This window comes from Rhizobium sp. LjRoot98 (assembly GCF_964252935.1).
In the GTDB taxonomy this organism is placed as follows: domain Bacteria; phylum Pseudomonadota; class Alphaproteobacteria; order Rhizobiales; family Rhizobiaceae; genus Pararhizobium.
In genome coordinates this window covers 1,189,477-1,206,735 of the sequence record NZ_CAXUPW020000001.1, presented here as the reverse complement: position 1 = coordinate 1,206,735, position 17,259 = coordinate 1,189,477, and the positions used below count along the sequence as shown (strand labels likewise).

The 17,259-nt window shown below is 60.7% G+C and carries 18 protein-coding genes; 10 read left to right on the top strand and 8 right to left on the bottom strand.

The window, feature by feature from the left end:
• Positions 1–14: 14 nt before the first annotated feature.
• A complete protein-coding gene (locus tag ACSQ3J_RS05960; protein WP_060500572.1) occupies positions 15–2,510 on the bottom strand; it encodes a ligase-associated DNA damage response DEXH box helicase in 2,496 nt (831 codons plus the stop codon).
• A 186-nt stretch (positions 2,511–2,696) separates the two neighbouring features.
• Here ACSQ3J_RS05960 and ACSQ3J_RS05955 point away from each other — a divergent pair, with 186 nt between their 5' ends.
• Positions 2,697–2,897: a hypothetical protein gene (locus tag ACSQ3J_RS05955; protein ID WP_060500570.1), complete on the top strand. Its 201-nt coding sequence runs from the start codon at positions 2,697–2,699 to the stop codon at positions 2,895–2,897.
• A 215-nt stretch (positions 2,898–3,112) separates the two neighbouring features.
• Here ACSQ3J_RS05955 and ACSQ3J_RS05950 read toward each other — a convergent pair whose 3' ends face one another.
• Positions 3,113–3,562 carry a VOC family protein gene (locus ACSQ3J_RS05950; protein ID WP_060500568.1) on the bottom strand — a complete coding sequence of 150 codons (450 nt, stop codon included), beginning with the start codon at positions 3,560–3,562 and terminating at the stop codon, positions 3,113–3,115.
• 52 nt (positions 3,563–3,614) lie between these two features.
• Between ACSQ3J_RS05950 and ACSQ3J_RS05945 the strand changes: the two genes are divergently transcribed.
• The gene (locus ACSQ3J_RS05945; protein ID WP_060500566.1) at positions 3,615–4,217 is read left to right on the top strand and encodes a TetR-like C-terminal domain-containing protein; all 603 of its coding nucleotides are present in this window, start codon (positions 3,615–3,617) and stop codon (positions 4,215–4,217) included.
• A 12-nt stretch (positions 4,218–4,229) separates the two neighbouring features.
• Here the strand turns inward: ACSQ3J_RS05945 and ACSQ3J_RS05940 are convergent, their stop codons facing one another.
• Complete coding sequence (locus tag ACSQ3J_RS05940) at positions 4,230–4,874, bottom strand: YitT family protein (protein ID WP_060500564.1); 645 nt, start codon at positions 4,872–4,874, stop codon at positions 4,230–4,232.
• A gap of 139 nt (positions 4,875–5,013) precedes the next feature.
• On the opposite strand from ACSQ3J_RS05940, the gene ACSQ3J_RS05935 reads away from it, so the two are divergent.
• Together ACSQ3J_RS05935 and ACSQ3J_RS05930 are read left to right on the top strand one after the other, a co-directional pair.
• Complete coding sequence (locus ACSQ3J_RS05935; RefSeq protein WP_060500562.1) at positions 5,014–5,514, top strand: RrF2 family transcriptional regulator; 501 nt, start codon at positions 5,014–5,016, stop codon at positions 5,512–5,514.
• A 22-nt stretch (positions 5,515–5,536) separates the two neighbouring features.
• The gene (locus tag ACSQ3J_RS05930) at positions 5,537–5,998 is read left to right on the top strand and encodes a carboxymuconolactone decarboxylase family protein (RefSeq protein ID WP_060500561.1); all 462 of its coding nucleotides are present in this window, start codon (positions 5,537–5,539) and stop codon (positions 5,996–5,998) included.
• A gap of 222 nt (positions 5,999–6,220) precedes the next feature.
• On the opposite strand, the gene ACSQ3J_RS05925 is transcribed toward ACSQ3J_RS05930, so the two are convergent.
• Both ACSQ3J_RS05925 and ACSQ3J_RS05920 read right to left on the bottom strand, forming a co-directional pair.
• Positions 6,221–6,853, bottom strand: a complete 633-nt coding sequence (locus ACSQ3J_RS05925; RefSeq protein ID WP_060500559.1) for a YitT family protein — start codon at positions 6,851–6,853, stop codon at positions 6,221–6,223.
• Positions 6,854–7,057: 204 nt separating this feature from the next.
• Positions 7,058–7,996 carry a methyltransferase domain-containing protein gene (locus ACSQ3J_RS05920; RefSeq protein WP_060500557.1) on the bottom strand — a complete coding sequence of 313 codons (939 nt, stop codon included), beginning with the start codon at positions 7,994–7,996 and terminating at the stop codon, positions 7,058–7,060.
• A 173-nt stretch (positions 7,997–8,169) separates the two neighbouring features.
• On the opposite strand from ACSQ3J_RS05920, the gene ACSQ3J_RS05915 reads away from it, so the two are divergent.
• Positions 8,170–8,436: a DUF6460 domain-containing protein gene (locus tag ACSQ3J_RS05915; protein ID WP_060500555.1), complete on the top strand. Its 267-nt coding sequence runs from the start codon at positions 8,170–8,172 to the stop codon at positions 8,434–8,436.
• 1 nt (position 8,437) lies between these two features.
• Complete coding sequence (locus tag ACSQ3J_RS05910) at positions 8,438–8,941, top strand: CAP domain-containing protein (RefSeq protein WP_436038880.1); 504 nt, start codon at positions 8,438–8,440, stop codon at positions 8,939–8,941.
• Between the two features lie 21 nt (positions 8,942–8,962).
• On the opposite strand, the gene ACSQ3J_RS05905 is transcribed toward ACSQ3J_RS05910, so the two are convergent.
• Both ACSQ3J_RS05905 and ACSQ3J_RS05900 read right to left on the bottom strand, forming a co-directional pair.
• Positions 8,963–10,051 carry a quinone-dependent dihydroorotate dehydrogenase gene (locus ACSQ3J_RS05905; protein ID WP_436038879.1) on the bottom strand — a complete coding sequence of 363 codons (1,089 nt, stop codon included), beginning with the start codon at positions 10,049–10,051 and terminating at the stop codon, positions 8,963–8,965.
• Entirely contained in the window at positions 10,048–10,395 is a 348-nt protein-coding gene (locus ACSQ3J_RS05900; protein WP_436038878.1) for a DUF952 domain-containing protein, read from the bottom strand. Before ACSQ3J_RS05900 ends, ACSQ3J_RS05905 begins: the two co-directional genes overlap by 4 nt.
• Positions 10,396–10,528: 133 nt before the next feature.
• Here ACSQ3J_RS05900 and ACSQ3J_RS05895 point away from each other — a divergent pair, with 133 nt between their 5' ends.
• Positions 10,529–10,966: a hypothetical protein gene (locus ACSQ3J_RS05895; RefSeq protein ID WP_436038877.1), complete on the top strand. Its 438-nt coding sequence runs from the start codon at positions 10,529–10,531 to the stop codon at positions 10,964–10,966.
• A gap of 83 nt (positions 10,967–11,049) precedes the next feature.
• Entirely contained in the window at positions 11,050–11,697 is a 648-nt protein-coding gene (locus tag ACSQ3J_RS05890; protein ID WP_436038876.1) for a response regulator transcription factor, read from the top strand.
• A gap of 51 nt (positions 11,698–11,748) precedes the next feature.
• Here the strand turns inward: ACSQ3J_RS05890 and ACSQ3J_RS05885 are convergent, their stop codons facing one another.
• Positions 11,749–15,249 carry a NahK/ErcS family hybrid sensor histidine kinase/response regulator gene (locus ACSQ3J_RS05885; protein WP_436038875.1) on the bottom strand — a complete coding sequence of 1,167 codons (3,501 nt, stop codon included), beginning with the start codon at positions 15,247–15,249 and terminating at the stop codon, positions 11,749–11,751.
• Between the two features lie 238 nt (positions 15,250–15,487).
• On the opposite strand from ACSQ3J_RS05885, the gene mscL reads away from it, so the two are divergent.
• Together mscL and ACSQ3J_RS05875 are read left to right on the top strand one after the other, a co-directional pair.
• Positions 15,488–15,916 carry a large conductance mechanosensitive channel protein MscL gene (mscL, locus tag ACSQ3J_RS05880; RefSeq protein ID WP_037105026.1) on the top strand — a complete coding sequence of 143 codons (429 nt, stop codon included), beginning with the start codon at positions 15,488–15,490 and terminating at the stop codon, positions 15,914–15,916.
• A gap of 124 nt (positions 15,917–16,040) precedes the next feature.
• On the top strand, positions 16,041–17,207 hold the full coding sequence (locus tag ACSQ3J_RS05875) for a pyridoxal phosphate-dependent aminotransferase (RefSeq protein WP_060500547.1): 1,167 nt from the start codon (positions 16,041–16,043) through the stop codon (positions 17,205–17,207).
• The last annotated feature ends 52 nt before the right edge of the window (positions 17,208–17,259 follow it).

Below are 17,259 nucleotides of genomic sequence, written 5' to 3'. Positions count from 1 at the left end.
TCTTTGAGCAAGGTTTATGGCGATGCCGTGGCCATTACATCCGCAAACAGTTCGTCGGCGGCTTCGGCGAGCAAAAAGTCCTGCGCATCGCCATTGACCGCTTCCTTGCCGATTTCCAGCATGACCGGAACGGCCAGCGGCGAGATGCGGTCGAGCGGACGATGGGTGATGTGGCCCTTGATTCGTGACAGCATATCGCCAAGCCGCTCGATCTCCAAAAGCCCGGTAGAGGCATCGTTGCGGGTGGCCTCCAGCAGGATATGGTCCGGCTCGTGGCTGCGCAGCACGTCGTAGATAAGGTCGGCCGACACCGTCACCTGGCGGCCGCTCTTTTCCTTGCCGGGATGCCGCTGGTCGATCAGTCCGGCAATGACGGCGCAGTTGCGGAAGGTGCGCTTCAACAGGAAGCTCTCGTTCAGCCAGGCTTCGAGATCATCGCCCAGCATATCCTCATCGAACAGGTCGGCAAGCTGCGGCCGCCGGGATGTGAAAGCCTCGCCGAGATCCTCCAGCGCCCATATGGCCAGTGAATAATCGGTGGCGACGAAGCCGAGCGGTTTCAGCCCGGCGCGGTCGAGCCGCCGGGTCAGCAACATGCCGAGAGTCTGGTGAGCGAGCCGCCCTTCGAACGCATAGATCACCATGTAATGGCGGCTGCCGCGCGGAAAGGTCTCGATCAGCAGTTCATCTTCCTTCGGCAGCATCGAGAGGTCTTTCTGCAGGGACAGCCAGTCGCGCACCTGTTCGGGCAGGGTGGCGTGGCGGCTGGGGTCGGCGAGCATCTTGCGGACTTGCTGGGCAAGGTAGGTGGAGAGCGGAAACTTGCCGCCATTATAGGAGGGAACCTTGGGGTCCAGCTTGTAACCCTGGCTGACCAGACATTCGCTTTCGCGGATGCCCTCGAAGCGCAGCACCTTGCCGGAAAACAGGAAGGTATCGCCGGGCGACAGCATTTCGATGAAATATTCCTCGACCTTGCCGAGCGCCATGCCGCCCCGGCCAAGGGAACCGCGGGCGTTGTGCTTGACCATGCGCACGTTGAGCATCGGCGATTCGATGATGGTGCCGACATTGAGGCGGTATTGCTGGGCAATCATCGGATTGGAGACGCGCCAGAACCCCTCGGGCGTCTTGCGGATCTTGGTGTAGCGTTCGTAGGCGCGCAACGCATAGCCGCCGGTCGCGACGAAATCGACGATACGTTCGAAGGTATCCCAAGTCAGAGTGGCGTAGGGTGCGGCGCTGGTGATCTCGGCGTAGAGCGCCAGCGGATCGAAAGGCGCGGCACAGGCCATGCCGAGCACGTGCTGCGCCAGCACGTCGAGCGCGCCCTTACCGACGGGCGGGGTGTCCTGCGCGCCGATGTAATTGGCGTCGAGCGCCGCCTGGCACTCCATCACTTCGAAGCGGTTGGCCGGCACCAGGATGGCGCGGCTGGGCTCATCCATGCGGTGGTTGGCGCGGCCGATACGCTGGGCAAGTCGCGACGCGCCCTTTGGCGCGCCGACATGGATGACCATGTCGACATCGCCCCAGTCGATGCCGAGATCAAGCGTCGAGGTGGCGACGACGGCGCGCAGCTTGTTCTCGGACATTGCCGCCTCGACCTTGCGCCGCTGGCCGACATCGAGCGAGCCGTGATGGAGAGCAATCGGCAGGTTGTCGTCGTTGATCGTCCAGAGTTCCTGGAAGACGCGTTCCGCCTGGCTGCGGGTGTTGACGAACAGAAGTGTCGTCTTGGTTTCACCGATCGCCTTGTAAATATCGCCGATGGCATAGGCGGCGGAATGGCCGGCCCACGGTACCCGTTCATCCGTCCGCATGATCGAAATTTCCGGCCGTGCGCCGCCGGTGACCGTGATCAATCCGGCATGATTGTTTTCGCCCGCTCTCTGGGGTGCCAGCCAGCGCTGCAGGTCCATCGGGTCGGCGACGGTGGCGGACAGGCCGATGGCCTGCATGCCAGGTGCCAGTTGGCGCAGGCGGGCAAGCCCGAGCGAGAGCAGATGGCCGCGCTTGGAGGTGACCAGCGAATGCAGCTCGTCGAGCACGACATATTTCAGGTCCTTGAAGAACCGCTCGGCTTCGCCATTGGCCAGGAGTAGCGCTACCTGTTCCGGCGTGGTGAGCAGGATATCCGGCGGATTGAGTTTTTGGCGCTGGCGCTTGGCGGCGGGCGTATCACCCGTGCGGTTTTCGATGCGGACCGGCAGGCCCATGTCGCCGACTGGCTTCATCAGGTTGCGTTCGATATCGACGGCGAGCGCCTTCAATGGCGAGATATAGAGCGTGTGGATGCCGGTGAAGGCCGATCCCGGCGGGATCTTTCCGCGCTCCGTCAGCGACACAAGTGAGGGCAAGAAGCCAGCGAGCGTCTTTCCTGCACCGGTCGGGGCGATCAGGAGCATGTTTTCACCGCCCTGCACGCGCGAAAGAAGCTCCAGCTGATGCGCTCGCGGATGCCAGCCCTTGTCTGCGAACCAGCGCAGGAAAGGGGCGGGCAGGAGCATTTGCGTTTTGGCACGAGGGATGGAATCGATCTGGTTCACGCGAACAAATGTAGATCAAATATGGCGAATTTGAAGGGCGTGGTTTGCGATGGAAAAATTGCCCGGCCGCGAGGGAACCTTCTTTCGTGGTGGGCGTTCGAACAATTCGGCCAAAATCAAACAGGCGCAGTCGAAAGGGAGAGGGGCATGCCGTCTTCAGCAACCGATAAGGTAATCATTCCACCGAATGATCATATCCTGACCGTTCAGGAGGCACTCGAACCACTCTATCAAAAGCTCGAACAGGAAGTGGAAACCCAGTTGGTGGAAGCAGCCGTCGATGCTGGCTGGTCTCCCTATGATGCATTGAATGCGATCGACCAGCTAAAAAAACACGACGGGCAGTGATGCGTCCTGTAGCGGACAACCGGCTTCATGAGCGGTGGCATCTGTCTTCTCAGAGTGAACGGGAGAGAGGAATCGGCCGCGAAAACGGCTGAACGCATTATCTGCGGCGGATGTCGGTCGCTGCGGTGAGAATCCCGGACCAAACAGCATGCACGATGGACTGATCACAGTCGCGGGCAGCGCGACCGGTTGGGCTATTTTCAAGGCAACAACGCTCAGGCCGATGCGCCTTCGTTCCAGCGCTTCTGCATTTCCTCCGGCGTTACGTGTTCGATGGTCTGTGACAACATCCAGCGGTGGCCGTAGGGGTCGAGCACCTGCGCCACCCGCTCGCCAAAGCTCTGATCGGCGGCGGCGCGCAGCAGGGTCGCTCCGGCAGCAAGAGCCTGCGCCACGGCGGCATCGGTTGATCCGGTGTCGACATGGAACGTCACCGGCGATCCGCCGATCGTGTCCGGCGACAGGGCGCCGAAATCTGGATATTCATCGGCGAGCATCATCAATGTTTCGCCGAACTGCAATTCTGCATGGCCGATGCGGCCATCGGTGGGGTCGGTCATGCGGAAGATTTCTTGCGCACCAAAAGCCTGTTTGTAGAATTCGATGGCCTGGACTGCATTCTTCACGACGAAATAGACGCTGACTTTGCGGGTGGTAGCGGACATCGGATGCTCCTCCTTGACTGGGTCGTATATTAACGTTACGTATCGTAATGATATGAGTCAAGATGGAAACACCGAGTCAAGAAAACGCGGTCGCCCGCCGAGCGAAGCTGCGCAGAGGCGTGCACTGCAAGCTGCCCATGATATTCTGATGACGGAGGGTTTCGGCCGTTTGACGGTCGAGGCGGTTGCCGCGCGCTCGGGTGTCGGCAAGCCGACGATCTACCGCTCCTGGGCGAATGCGCAGGAACTGGCCATGGCTGCGCTGCTGGTCAACACGATGCCGGAAGTCGAGGCGAAGGGGGCAACGGCTGAGGTTGCGTTGCGCGCGCAGATGCGTGGGCTGGTCACGGCCTTTGCCAGCACGCGCGGGCGCCAGATCACGATGGCGCTGGCGGCGGCAGACCCGGAAAGCGAATTCACCAAGGCGTTCCGCAACCGGGTGATCCTGTCGAGCCGCAATGCCGGCCGCGTCATCCTGGAGCAGGCCTTGGCAAGGGGCGAGATATCACAACCGCCTGATCTGGAGGCCTTGCTCGATATGATCTACGGACCGGTATTTTTTCGGCTGCTTGTCGGGCATCGCCCGGTCTCGCGGGAGTTCGGCGATGCCATCATCACGACTGCTTTGCTGGCCGTTGCGCCCTCGCGAACATAACTGCCTGTCTTCTTACATCGCGATATAGCGATCCTTGCGATGGTTCATCGCCAGCGTGACGTTCATCACCACGGCACCGGCGATCGAGCAGGCGATGATGTACGGGCTTGCGAGGAAGAACGAGCAGGCGACGATTGCGCCGTCGAAGCCGAGCTGGACAAGCCCGGCGCGCCAGCCGAAGCGATCCTGCAGATAAAGCGCCAGAATGCCGATACCGCCAAGGCTGGCGCGATGGCGGAACAGGGCGAGCAGGCCGGCACCAACCACAAGGCCCGCAAACAGCGCGCCGATCAGCGGATCGACATGGGTGATCCCCAGCGCGCGTGGCAGAACTTCGGACATGGCCGATGTCAGCGCGACGGCGATGAAGGTCTTCACGGTGAAGGCCAGGCCCATGCGTCTGAAAGCCAGATAATAGAAAGGCAGATTTACGGCGAAGAAGCAGGCGCCGAAGCTGATGCCCGTCGCGTAATGAACGAGAAAGGCTATGCCGGGCGTGCCGCCTGTCAGAAGTCCGGCGCTGGAAAACAGCGTGATGCCGAGCACGGCCAGCATGCTGCCGGAAATGACGCCTTGAGCATCATCGGCGATGGAATGCCGCTCGGCGCTCGAATTCATCAATGCCGCAAAGGCTGATTTTGCAGGTGTTGCCGTCATCGTCACTGTTTCCCGTCGTCTGTATCCGCCCTTCTATCCTGCGGTTTTGCGAACGCAAGCTTTGTGAGCGATTTCTCCGCTTGACGGCCGGAATAATCGTGGATATAAATTATCCACGATAAAAAAGGGAGGTGGGGCGATGAAGATGGGTGAGGGCGTCGAGCAGGCTATTCACAGCGTCGCCATGCTGTCCGGCCTGTCCGAGGGTGGGGTTCTATCTGCTGCTGCAATCGCCGAGTTTCACGGCGTGTCGACCAGCTATCTGCTCAAGCATCTGCAATCGCTGTCGGGTGCCGGAATTCTCGACACGGTGCCAGGCCCGAAGGGCGGATACAGGCTGGCAAGACCGGCGGAAAAGATCACCCTGCTCGATATCGTGCTTGCCGTCGAAGGCCCGGCGCCGGCCTTCCGCTGCGGTGAAATCCGCCAGCGGGGCCCAAACCCGGTCGCCAATCATTTCTTTTCCAAGCCCTGCAATATCTCGGCCACCATGCTGAGGGCGGAGCGCGTCTATAGGGCGGAACTGGCCAAGACCACGATTGCCGATCTCGGCGTGCAACTGGCCGAAATCGATGATGGATCGATCGCAGCAAGAGGCTGCGCCTTCCTGGAAATTCACGAACGCAAAACGGCTCGCTGAGCCATCACCACAGGAGAAGACCATGCAGCCTCGTTTCAACTTCGCCAAAGCTTCCCCCGCAGCCTACAAGGCCGTTGCTGCTCTGGAGCAATATGTTCAGGAGAGCAATCTCGAGCGCCGCTTCATCCACCTCATCAAGCTGCGCGCTTCGCAGATCAACGGCTGCGCCTATTGCGTCGACATGCATGTCAAGGAATCGCGTCACGACGGCCTGAGCGAGCAGTGGATCAATCTCATGTGCGTCTGGCGTGAATCGCCGGTCTACGATGCCCGCGAACGCGCGCTGCTCGGCTGGGTCGATGCCGTCACCAATCTTGCGCAGACCGGTGCACCGGACGATGTTTTCAACACGCTGAAGGAGCATTTCACCGAGGCGGAAATGACCGATATCACGGTCGCCATCGGCGCGATCAACGTCTGGAACCGGCTGGCAGTTGGTTTCCGCACGCAGCATCCGATCGATAAGCCGGCCAAGGCTGCCTGAGTAAAAACAGAACGGCGCCGCGCACCGTTTTCAGGAGCGCGGCGCCGGAGTGCGGGGACTGGCTGCGCCGGTCCCGCGCTCACCACCTGCAGACCATGGAAGGTTGGGCGAGGGACAGCCAGTGCTGCCCATGCTGTGGCCGGCAAGTTCGTTGCTGAACCTGCATACCCCTCGCCACCTTGCTTTGCTTGACCGGCCTCCCCGCCTGAGAGACCGGCGTCGTCACAAAGCGATATAGCGGTCGGCGCGGTGGTTGATGGTCAAGAAAAGATTGAGCACGACGGCGCCGAGCACCGAATAGAACACGATCGGCGGCGTAGTGACAAAGAAGGCAGCTGCCAGCACGCAGAGATCGATGGCAAGCTGCACCAGCCCGGCGCGGATGCCGAACCGCTCCTGCATATAAATACCAAGAATGCCGACGCCGCCGAGGCTGGCGCGATGGCGATAGAGTGCCAGAACGCCGTAACCCAGAAGCAGGCCACCGAGCAGCGCCGCCCAGGCCGGATGAATGCTGGCGATTTCGAACACATGGCTTTGAACATTGGTCAAAAGCGAGGTGATCGCGATGGCGATAAAGGTCTTCACCGTGAAGGCCATGCCGAGACGCTTCCACGACAGGTAAAAGAACGGCAGGTTGAGCAGAAAGAACGCAAGGCCGAAAGTGATGCCGAGCGCATAATGCAGGAGGAAGGCAACACCGGCGGTGCTGCCCGTCAAGAGACCGGCGCTGGCAAGCACATAGAGGCCGAGGGCTGCGACCAGGCTGCCCGAAAAGATGCCCTGCACATCTTCAACCGGCGTGTGGCGCGTCGCGCTGGTATTCAAAAAGCCAAGGGCACTGATGATGCTCATGTCGCGATCTCCAAAGACAGCCAGATGCGCGCCGGGCGGACCCGAACGGCGATACCAACAAGGAATGAAAGTGCATGTGCCCCGGCGATCCCTTCGATCGCGGCGCCTGTGTGCAGTGCAGCAATTATCGGGATTCTGCCCGTTCCAATCAAGCAAAATATGTAAGCAATACTGACCTATTTCAACTTCGCAAGAAAACTGCGCTCACGCCGATCTGCGCGTAAGGAACAGAATGCCGAAGACCGGTTTGCCGCCATCATTGCGAATGGTGGTTTTGCTGGTTGCGAGAATCTTGAGCCCAAAGCGCTTGCAGATACCCTCGATATAGGTTTCCGAATGGGCATAGCGCAGCGACGGGCGCAGAACGAAATCGCCTTGTGCATCGGCATCCTCGACGGAAAAGGCAAACACGCCTTGACTGCCCAGCAGCTGTAGAGCGATGACGAAGACGCTGTCGAGGTTGCCAAGATACATCAAGACGTCGGCGGCGCTGACCAGATCGGCGCGGTGATCCCGCATGTCCGCAAACAGCCCGGAGGTTTCCGGCGGCAGCGACAGATCGGCTTGAGCCAGAAGGTCATAGCAGCCCTTGGCTTCCGCTTTCGCCAGCATGTTGGCCGATAGGTCGAAGCCTTCCAGCCGGTCCGCCTTGTCGCGAATGCGCTCGCCAAACAGGCCTGTGCCGCAGCCGAGATCGATTACGTTCAAAAAGCGGGCTTCGGCCGTATGGTCTATGATCAGCGCCGCCAGTTTTTCCGGAACGGTATATTCCAGTTTTTCGACCAGTGCCTTGTCAAACCGGTCGGCATAGTCGTCGAACAGTTGCGCCACATAGAGACTGGACGGCTGCTCGGGTGTTTCCGCCCCACCGAGAAGAGCGAGCTTCAGGCCGGCACCGAAGACATCATCGGGATTGAGGTCGAGAACCTTGTGCAAGGCCGAAATGGCTGCCTCTTTGCGGCCGGATTTTTCTTCATAACCGGCAAGGCGGAACCAGCCCGCTGCCCAATCGGGTGCCAATTCCAGCGCCTGGGTCATCAAATCTGCTGCATCCGCATTGTCGCCGCTATCGGCAAGCATATGCGCATATTCGGCGCGGCGGTCGGCGATGAGATCGCCGGAAGAAAGCTGGTTGAGCGTCATGTTTCCGCGTCTCGATTGTGCACCATCTGCCGATGGCTGGGCGTTATGCGCTTGTCGCGTGCAAGTGTAGAAATGGCAAGCGGCGATTTGACGGCGGGACCGCCAGAAGCGCTGATGGCTTGCAGCAGGGGCTGCAGGAGCTTATGTGAAGAAAAACAGGAGAATCGTGGGCCATGGCCGATGGAGTGAATAGATTTCTTGGCGATTCGCCGCTTCGGGTGCTCGTCAAGCTGTTGGTGGTCTCGATCATCGTCGGCTTCGTCATGGCGGTTTTCGGCTGGACGCCCTATGGCATCCTCTACACAATCAGGGATTTTGTCCTTGATCTCTGGCATTCCGGCTTCGCCGCTCTTGGCCGCGTCGGCGATTACCTGTTGCTCGGTGCGGCCGTGGTGATCCCGGTCTTCATCATCCTACGCGTCCTCAGCTACCGGCGGTAACATGCACGATCAGACATTCTCTGCTTCCCGGCGCACGATCCTGCGCGCTGGGGCGCTTCTCTCGCTCGGCCTGCTCGCCAGCTGCGGTACACCCAAGATTACCCCGAGCGGCAATGGTAGCGACCAGACCGATGCCACGCTTGGCTACATCAACGACTTGAGAAAGCAAAAGGGCCTGAAGCCGCTGGTCCGCGATCCGGCGGCGGCGCAAGCGGCCCTGTCGCAGGCCTCCCGCATGGCCAAGGCTGGAAAGATGTCACATCTGATCGGCATCGGTGACAGCTTCCTCGCCCGCATGAAGGGCGACGGCGTGCCGTTGCCGGCCGCGGAAAATATCGCGGTGGGTCAGGACAGCGCCGAAAGGGCTTATGCCGCCTGGTTCAATTCGCCCAAGCATCTGGAGAACATGCTTGGCCCGAATTACAGCGGCCTCGGCGTTGCCGTGATGCGCAATCCGGCGTCCGGAAACCGGCCCTATTGGGCCATGGTGCTCTCGACTGCCTGACCTGAGCCGGCGGCTCTGGGTTCAGGCGTTCTTGCCGGCCCAGTAATCCGTCCGGCTGCCACGGATATCGCTGATTGAAGCCAGCTTTTCGCGGTCGCAGAGTTGTGACAGGCCGCGCACGATCTTGCCCGGCAGCGACGGGCCTTCATAGACCATGCACGAATAGAGCTGGACGAGATTGGCGCCGGCGCGGATCTTTTCCGCGGCCGTTTCGGCCGACGAGACGCCGCCGACGCCGATGATCGGCAGATCGGCGCCGACGCGCTTGCGCATCTTGGCCAGCACGATGGTCGATTTCTCAAACAGCGGCTTGCCGGACAGGCCGCCGCTCTCCTTGGCTTGCTGTTGGTCCTTGAGGCCATCGCGCGATAGTGTCGTGTTGGAGACGATAAGGCCATCGAGGGGATGCGCCAATGCGACAGCCGCAATGTCATCCATGCCCTCTTCGGTCAGATCCGGCGCGATCTTCAGGAATACCGGCACGCGGATGCCAGCCCTGGTGGCTTCGTCATCGCGAGCGGCAAGGACGGCGGAGAGCAGCGCCGAAAGGCTTTCGCGCGCCTGCAGGTCGCGCAGGCCGGGTGTGTTCGGCGAGGAAATGTTGGCGGTGAAATAGCGGGCCACACCGTAGAAGGTGCGGATGCCGGTAACGTAATCGGCGATGCGATCGGCGCTGTCCTTGTTGGCGCCGATATTAACGCCGATCATCGCCTTACGATCACAGGCCTTGAGGCGCTGGAGTGCGGCATGATGACCTTCGTTGTTGAAGCCCAGACGGTTGATGACGGCCTCGTCCTCGACCAGCCGGAAGATACGGGGTTTGTCATTGCCGGCCTGTGGCTTCGGCGTCACCGTGCCGATCTCGGTAAAGCCGAAACCGAGCCGAAGCAGTGCTTCCGGCACCTCGGCATTCTTGTCGTAGCCGGCGGCAAGGCCGATCGGATTGGCGAAGGCCAGACCGGCGACTGTCTGTGCCAAGCGCGGATCGGCGAGAGCTGCGCAGGCAGGGACAAGGCCGGTCTTCAGCCCCTTGATCGACAGGCCATGAGCGGCTTCCGGATCGAGAAGGAAAAGGCCACGGCGGGCCAGCGATTGGAAAACGTCGATCATTGATCAAGCTCCGGGAAGACATGGGTACCGTTTGCGTCGAGCAGCAACGGCTTTTCCCAAATGACCGCATCGAGCGGCAAAGTGGCAAAGAGATGTGGAAACAAGGCGCCGCCGCGCGAGGCCTCGTAGACCAGTTTGTCGCCCAGCTTCTCGCCATCGACGGCAACAAGCAGCAGGCCGTCCTGGCCGGCGAAATACAGGGCAGCGGTCTGTTTGACCTGATCTGCGGCCGAAAAATGGATGTACCCATCGGTCAGATCGATCGGCGCGCCCTTGAATTCTCCGCTTTCGTGCGCATCCTGCCATAGAGTTGCCGGAACGATTTTGTAGATAATACTGCGCATGCCGCCGTTTCCTGAAAGCTTGGACGATATCCTTTGCGGGATTGCCGCAATCTTCTGCGAATGTCCACCAGCAAGCGGGACGGAACCCTGATTTTTGGGGATCACCGGTTTTTTGTTAGGCAGGGAGAATGCAATGAACAGGATGCTGATGCCGATCGTCGCTCTTGGCGGCATGTTTGCAGCGTTTGCCGCTTTGGCACAGGAGCCCGCGCCCGGGCGGTATGCCATGCAGAAGACCGGCAGTGGCATCGCACGGTTGGATACACAGACCGGGGAAGTCTCGCTCTGCCAGGAAAAGGACGGCGACATCGTCTGCCGGATGGCGGCCGACGAGCGCACGGCCTTCGAACTGGAACTCGATTTGCTGACCAAACGTGTGGAAACCCTGGAAAAGGCCGCATCGGAAGGCCCGTTGGGCGTCAAACCAAGGCTTCCGACGAAGGAAGAGATTGACCAGACGATGGGCGTCATGGAAAGAATGATGCGCAGTTTCATGGGAATTGTGAAAGATCTGGAAAGCGAGGAAAAGCCGCCGTCTGGCAAGACGGAGGATGTGCCTCAAAAGACCTGACCGGATCCCGACGTCACAGCGGACGAATTGGAGGATTTTCCGCCGTGACGGGCCTTGCGGCCATGCTCTTGGGAGGGAGCGTCATGACGTCAGGATTGACCATCATCATTGCGGACGATCATCCGCTGTTTCGTGGCGCGATGCGTCAGGCTTTGGGCGGCATGCCGGGCAACCCGGCGATTATCGAGGCGGGGGACTTTACGTCGGCCCGGCAGGCGGTGCTCGACAATTTATCCGTCGATCTGATGCTGCTGGATTTGACCATGCCGGGCGTCAGCGGGCTTTCGGGACTGATTGCGCTCCGCGCCGAATTCCAGAGCCTGCCGGTGATGATCGTTTCCGCCCATGACGATCCGGCAACCATCCAGCGCGCGCTCGAACTTGGCGCTTCCGGGTTCCTCTCCAAGTCTGCCGGTATCGACGAAATCCGCCAGGGAATCGATACGGTGATGGCCGGCGATATCTTCACGCCGCCAGGTTTCCAGCGCGGCATGGAGCACGAGCCTGAAGTGGCAGCCCTGCTGCACCGGCTGCAGACGCTGACACCGCAGCAATCCCGCGTGCTCGGCATGCTCGCCGAAGGCCTGCTCAACAAGCAGATCGCCTACGAACTCGGCGTCTCAGAGGCAACGATCAAGGCGCATGTCTCGGCCATTCTCTTGAAGCTCGATGTCGACAGCCGGACGCAGGCGGTCATCCAGCTTGGCAAGATTTCAGCCGTGGCGGCTTGAACTGACATCTATTGACGACAGGCGGCGTTTCCCGTCCCCCAAGGCAAACTGCTACTCCGCCGCCGCCTTCATCGAGACCGACAGTTGCGTCAGCCAGGCTCGCATCGAGGCGGGCCGGACCGGTTTGTTTTGCAGGGTGATCCCGTCGCGCTCGGCGCTCGCGCGGACCTCGGGTGAACGGTCGGCCGTGACCAAAAGCGACGGGGTTTCAGTGGCGAAATAGAGCCGGATAGCGCGGATCATGTCGATGCCGGTGCCGTTGTCCAGGTGATAGTCGGCAATGATCGCGTCGGGGCGCGGGTCATGGGCGGTCAGGCCTTGCTGCCAGATGTCGAGGGATGGCGTGGTTGCGACGTTGCAGCCCCAGCCCTCCAGCAACAGCTTCATGCCCTCCAGGATCAAAGGTTCGTTGTCGATACACAGCACACGCATGCCATGCAGCGGTTCGGCGGTGCGAATGGGGTCTGATGCCGTGGCCTTGGCGCTGCTGGCAACGGTGCGGTCGATGGGCAGCCTCACCCGGAAGCGTGTGCCCTTGCCCGGTTTGGATTGCAGGTCGACGCTGTGGTTGAGAACCCGCGAAATGCGGTCGACGATCGAAAGTCCGAGGCCGAGCCCGGCTGCGGTCTTGGCGCCTTCATCAAGGCGGGCGAACTCCTTGAAGACGGTGCGGAATTTCGACGCCGGAATGCCGATGCCGGAATCAAGCACCTGGATGACGGCATCGGCACCTTCGCGGCGTACGCCGACGAGCACCTTGCCGGCCGGCGTATATTTGATGGCATTGGAGACGAGGTTCTGCACCAGGCGGCGCAGAAGGTTGGGGTCGGTGCGCACCGTCAGCGAAGTCGGCATGACGGTCAGCTTGAGATTTGCGGCGCGGGCGACCGGTGCGAAATCCGTCTCGATGCGCCGCAGCAGATCATTGAGCGGCACGGATTGCAGGCGCGGCTTCATCGCGCCGGTATCGAGCCGGGAGATGTCGAGGACTGCGCCAAGGATGGTTTCGACCGATTCCAGCGAGGAATCGATATTCTGCACCAGCGCACTGTTTTCCGATTCCCCCAGGCGCTCAACCAGAGACGACGAATAGAGACGGGCGGCGTTCAACGGCTGCAGGATATCGTGGCCGGCGGCGGCGAAGAACCGCGTCTTGCCGATATTGGCCTCTTCGGCAGCCGCGCGCGCCTCGGCCACTTCCTTGTTGACGCGGGTGAGTTCGCCGGTGCGTTCGGCAACGCGCAATTCCAGCGTCTCGTTTGCCTGCTTCAGCGCCATATCTGCGGCAACGCGCTGGGTTATGTCGGTGTAGGTGGTGACGATGCCCTTGTCGGGCATGGCATTGGTGCGCACCTCGATGATCCGCGTGCCACCGGAGAGTTCCAGCAGGAAGGGTTTGTCGAGGGTGAGAAAGTCGGCGACCAGCCGCTTGCCGTCTTCCCTGCGGATATCGCCGCGCTGGGTGAGCATCGAGACGATGTCCGCCAGCGGAAAGCCGACCTGTCCAGCCGTTTCCGGCAGGTCGAGCAGCTGGCGGAAGCGACGGTTCCAGATGATCAGGTTGTTGGAACTGTCGAAGACGGCGATACCCTGGTCCATCTGTGACAGTGCCGTCTGCAGCATGTCCTGATTGTATTGCAGCGCCTCCGATGCCTGGTCGAGAAGCCAGGCGGTGTCCGACGACGCATCGTCCAGCCGCTGCAGCACCAGCGACAGGACCAGCCGGGCGGAAGACGAACCGATGGCGCTGCCGAGCAATTGTTCGGAGAAATGGATAAGGCCCATATCGGCGGGCAGGTGATCCTCCAGCCAGCGCCCCGACTGGCGCTCATAGGTCTGGAAGGAGCGCTGCATCCGCTCTTGGCCAAGATAGCGGGCGATTGTCGTTTTCAGGTCAAGGACGGTGATCTTGGTCTTGCGGCCGCGAAAGGCTTTTTCGGTGCGTGATTTGCGACGGATGAACACCCCCGCCTGCAGACGCTCCAGCGGTTTCGGCGCCCGGGTGAGCGAGCCGATGACATAGGCCATGACATTGACCAGCAGGCTGAGCGCCGAGGCATTGACCAGCGGATCGGCTTCGGGACCGGAAAAGACCGAGGTGAACGGGAACAGGAAGCCAAGCACGGTTGCCGCGACATGCGAATTATCAGGTCCGCCAAGGCTCGGCAGAAACAGGAGATAGGCCCAGACGAGAAAACCGAGCGTCATCCCGGCAATCGCGCCGCGCGCATTTGCCTGCCGCCAGACGAGGCCCCCGAACAGGGCCGGTGCCATCTGCGAAATCGCGGCAAAGGCGAGAAGGCCAAGCGAGGCAAGGCCGGAGCCCATGTCGGCAGAGCGATAGTAGGCATATCCGAGCAGCAGCACCACAAAGATCGCGGTGCGCCGGACGTTGAGCAGGGTGCCTGCCACATCCTGTGAGCCACCGCGGCCCATCAGGTTGCGCCGCAGGAACACCGGCATGACGATATCGTTGGAAATCATGATCGACAGCGCCACGGAAGCGACGATGACCATGGCCGTCGCGGCGGAAAAGCCGCCGATGAAGGTGATCATGGTCAGCACCGGCATATCGGCAGCAAGCGGCAGCGTCAGCAGATAGAGATCGGCATCGCCGGTGCCGGCGAAAGTCAGCACGCCGCCGATCGCAACCGGCAGTACGAACAGGTTAATGGCGATGAGATAGATCGGAAACAGAATGCCGGCGGTGCGCAGGTCCCTTTCCGTCCTGTTCTCCACCACCGTCACATGGAACTGCCGCGGCAGCATGATGATGGCAAAGGCGGAAAGGACAATCAGCAGGATCCAGCGTGGCAGCGGCGTCTCGTAGTGCAGCGCCGTCATCACCTGTTGGTTGGCAAGAGCCTTCGCCCACAGGTCGCCCGGGCCGTCGAACAGGAAGAAGACGACATAGATCCCGGCGGTCACCAGAGCCAGAAGCTTGACCACCGATTCCATTGCGATCGCCAGGATCAGCCCGTCCTGATGCTCGGTTGCATCGGTATGGCGCGTGCCAAAAACGATGGCGAAGCAGGCAAGGAAAAGCGTCACCAGCAGCGGCAGGTCGATGAAATCCTGGCCGGAGCCGATGCCGTAGCCGCTGGTGTCGACCATGGCCGATACTGAGCTCGAAACGGCCTTGAGCTGCAGCGCGATATAGGGGATGGCACCAACCAGCGAGATCAGCGCGACGATGGCGGCGACCATCGGGTTCTTGCCGTAGCGCGCGGCAATGAAATCGGCAACTGAGGTTAGTTTCTCGGCCTTGGCCAGCGCGATGATCCGGCGGATGACCGGCAAGCCGATGGTGAACATCAGGATCGGGCCGATATAGATGCCGGTGAATTCGAGACCCCGCTCGGCGGCAAGGCCGACGCCGCCGAAATAAGTCCATGAGGTGCAGTAGATCGCCAGACTGAGGGCATAGACCAGCGGCCTGCCCTTTCCGGCAGGGGCGGTCTTCCACGCCTTGCGATCGCCATAACTTGCCACCGCAAACAGCAGCAGCAGGTAGCCGAAGGCGGCAGCGAAAATGATCGAGCCCGAGAGCATGTCTCCTCCTTCTCTCACCTGGAGCATAGGACAAGACGGTTGGGAAGAAAATCGCGATGGCCTAAGCCTTAAGTCAAAGAAACCACGGCTCTTTTCCCATCAGGCTGCAATTTGCTCATGTGCCGTTATTTTTGCCTGTGATTTACATAATTTGGTTTTCGTTTAGCATCCGACGTGCGTTCCACTGCGTAAGAATCAGGCAAGCGCAGTTGGCTTAAGGTGCAACAAGGAGAGAATAATGCTGAATGAATTCAAGGCGTTTATCGCCCGGGGCAATGTCATGGACCTCGCGGTCGGTATCATCATTGGCGGCGCGTTCACGCTGATCGTCAATTCGCTGGTCGGCGACATCATCATGCCGGTCATCGGCGCCATCACCGGCGGCCTTGATTTCTCCAACTTCTTCTTCCCGCTCTCCTCCAAAGTCACAGCAACGTCGCTCGCTGCAGCGCGCGAACAGGGCGCAGTCTTCGCCTATGGCAACTTTCTGACCGTGGTGATCAACTTCCTGATCCTTGCCTGGATCATTTTCCTGATGGTCAAGGGCGTCAACAAAATGCGTGCTTCGCTGGAAAAACAGAAGGAAGCCGAACCGGCAGCACCGCCGCCGGTAGACGTCCAGCTCCTGACCGAAATCCGCGACCTGCTGAAAACGCAGCGCGTCTAAGGCACATTTCGCGGTTTTCAGGTGGGCTTCGATACATCACCAGAATCGATAAATCCGTCACTGAATATCGCGTGATCGTGATATAAAAAACAGCTAGAAGCGGCGGGCAAACAGGAGCCCGCCGATGACCATACTTGCCAGCCTCAGCCCCCGATCCCTTTCCGCGCCGGAAAGCGGCATCGTTGAACTGGTGAATTATGCGCGCGGGCGCGAGGGGCTTATTCCGCTCTGGGTTGGCGAGGGGGACTTGCCGACACCGGATTTCATTTCGCAGGCGGCGCAGGATTCGCTGAAAGCCGGCGAAACCTTTTACACCTGGCAGCGCGGTATTCCGCCGTTGCGCGAAGCCCTGTCGCGCTACTATCAGCGCCATTTCGGCAAGACGTTGTCGTCTGACAATTTCTACGTGACCGGTTCGGGCATGCAGGCCATCAAGCTTGCCATCGAGGCCGTGACCTCGCCGGGCGACGAAATGGTATTTCTCACTCCGGCCTGGCCGAATTTTGCCGCCAGTGCCGAACTGTCCGGCGTTCGCCCGATTGCCGTGCCGCTCAGTTTCGAAGACGGAAAATGGCAGCTCGATATCGGTAAGCTCGAGGCGGCGATTACCGAAAAGACGCGGGCGCTGTTCGTCAATACGCCCTCCAATCCCACCGGCTGGACGGCCACGCATGATGATCTGAAAGCCATCCTGGCGCTGGCACGCAAGCACGGCCTGTGGATCATGGCTGATGAGATTTATGCTCTTTATTCCTACAACGGCGATCGTGCCCCGTCCTTCCTCGATGTGATGGAGGAAGGCGAGCGTATCCTGTTCGTCAATTCCTTCTCCAAGAACTGGTCGATGACCGGCTGGCGGGCCGGGTGGATCGTGGCACCGCCTGCGATCGGCCAGGTGCTGGAAAATCTCATTCAATATTCGACATCTGGCGTGGCGCAGTTCATTCAGCAGGGCGCCGTCGTGGCGCTTGATCAAGGCGATGCGTTCGTTGCGGAAAATGTTGCCAAGGCTGCCCGGTCGCGCGATCTGCTCTGCGATGCGCTGATCGCCACCAACCGGGTGCAGACGCTGAAGCCGGACGGCGCTATCTATGCTTTTTTGAAGATCGACGGCGTGACCGATGCACGGCGCGCAGCTCTCGATATCGTCGACAAGACCGGGGTTGGCCTCGCACCCGGAACCGCGTTCGGCGAGGGTGGATCGCTGTTCATGCGCGCTTGTTTCCTGCGCGACCCCAAGCAGATCGCCATCGCGGCCGAACGGCTGGCGGGTTACATCGCCGCGCTCTGATCCTGTTTTGGCCGCCTGTTCCTGCACATAACCCTTGTGAATCGCGCCGTGA

Coding starts and splice junctions, on each gene's coding strand:
- ACSQ3J_RS05930 (WP_060500561.1), top strand. CDS start 5,537: ATGCAGCCTCGTTTCAACTTCGCCAAAGCTTCCCCCGCAGCCTACAAG.
- ACSQ3J_RS05935 (WP_060500562.1), top strand. CDS start 5,014: ATGAAGATGGGTGAGGGCGTCGAGCAGGCTATTCACAGCGTCGCCATG.
- ACSQ3J_RS05945 (WP_060500566.1), top strand. CDS start 3,615: ATGAGTCAAGATGGAAACACCGAGTCAAGAAAACGCGGTCGCCCGCCG.
- ACSQ3J_RS05900 (WP_436038878.1), bottom strand. CDS start 10,395: ATGCGCAGTATTATCTACAAAATCGTTCCGGCAACTCTATGGCAGGAT.
- ACSQ3J_RS05890 (WP_436038876.1), top strand. CDS start 11,050: ATGACGTCAGGATTGACCATCATCATTGCGGACGATCATCCGCTGTTT.
- ACSQ3J_RS05920 (WP_060500557.1), bottom strand. CDS start 7,996: ATGACGCTCAACCAGCTTTCTTCCGGCGATCTCATCGCCGACCGCCGC.
- ACSQ3J_RS05910 (WP_436038880.1), top strand. CDS start 8,438: ATGCACGATCAGACATTCTCTGCTTCCCGGCGCACGATCCTGCGCGCT.
- ACSQ3J_RS05940 (WP_060500564.1), bottom strand. CDS start 4,874: ATGACGGCAACACCTGCAAAATCAGCCTTTGCGGCATTGATGAATTCG.
- ACSQ3J_RS05885 (WP_436038875.1), bottom strand. CDS start 15,249: ATGCTCTCGGGCTCGATCATTTTCGCTGCCGCCTTCGGCTACCTGCTG.
- ACSQ3J_RS05960 (WP_060500572.1), bottom strand. CDS start 2,510: ATGCTCCTGCCCGCCCCTTTCCTGCGCTGGTTCGCAGACAAGGGCTGG.
- ACSQ3J_RS05925 (WP_060500559.1), bottom strand. CDS start 6,853: ATGAGCATCATCAGTGCCCTTGGCTTTTTGAATACCAGCGCGACGCGC.
- ACSQ3J_RS05895 (WP_436038877.1), top strand. CDS start 10,529: ATGAACAGGATGCTGATGCCGATCGTCGCTCTTGGCGGCATGTTTGCA.
- ACSQ3J_RS05875 (WP_060500547.1), top strand. CDS start 16,041: ATGACCATACTTGCCAGCCTCAGCCCCCGATCCCTTTCCGCGCCGGAA.
- ACSQ3J_RS05915 (WP_060500555.1), top strand. CDS start 8,170: ATGGCCGATGGAGTGAATAGATTTCTTGGCGATTCGCCGCTTCGGGTG.
- ACSQ3J_RS05950 (WP_060500568.1), bottom strand. CDS start 3,562: ATGTCCGCTACCACCCGCAAAGTCAGCGTCTATTTCGTCGTGAAGAAT.
- ACSQ3J_RS05905 (WP_436038879.1), bottom strand. CDS start 10,051: ATGATCGACGTTTTCCAATCGCTGGCCCGCCGTGGCCTTTTCCTTCTC.
- mscL (WP_037105026.1), top strand. CDS start 15,488: ATGCTGAATGAATTCAAGGCGTTTATCGCCCGGGGCAATGTCATGGAC.
- ACSQ3J_RS05955 (WP_060500570.1), top strand. CDS start 2,697: ATGCCGTCTTCAGCAACCGATAAGGTAATCATTCCACCGAATGATCAT.